The sequence below is a fragment of the Arthrobacter sp. P4_F11 genome (assembly GCF_056401395.1).
On record NZ_JBFUJK010000048.1, the window covers coordinates 1 to 652 of the forward strand.

The 652-nt window shown below is 66.6% G+C and carries 1 protein-coding gene; it reads left to right on the forward strand.

What is annotated here, in order from left to right; genetic code table 11:
- Window positions 1–652: Ig-like domain-containing domain (locus AC1DRO_RS21180; protein WP_476952339.1), on the forward strand; the 652-nt coding region annotated here is incomplete at both ends.

Sequence of the window (652 nt, forward strand, 5' to 3'; positions counted from 1 at the left end):
CGTGAAGCCGGCGGCGACGTTCAGTCAGGCGGTGACGGCGTCCTCGGTGGTATTCACGCTCAAGGATTCAGCCAATTCGTCCGTCGCGGGGACGGTTTCCTACGATTCGGCGAGCAAAACTGCGGCGTTCACGCCGGGAAGCGCCCTGGCCTATAGCGCGACATATACGGCTACGGTCAGCGGGGCCACGAACGCCACGGGCCAGACCATGGCGGCACCGTACTCCTGGACATTCACCACAGCCGCGGCWCCGWCGGCACCGGCTGTTTCGTCGGTGTCTCCGGCGAGCGGTGCGACGGGTGTGGATGTGGGCGTGAAGCCGGCGGCGACGTTCARTCAGGCGGTGACGGCGTCCTCGGTGGTATTCACGCTCAAGGATTCAGCCAATTCGTCCGTCGCGGGGACGGTTTCCTACGACTCGGCCACCGCTACAGCGGCGTTCACGCCGGGAAGCGCCCTGGCCTATAGCGCGACATATACGGCTACGGTCAGCGGGGCCACGAACAGTACGGGCCAGACCATGGCGGCACCGTACTCCTGGACATTCACCACAGCCGCGGCACCGACGGCACCGGCTGTTTCGTCGGTGTCTCCGGCGAGCGGTGCGACGGGTGTGGATGTGGCGGCGGAGCCGGCGGCGACGTTCAATCAG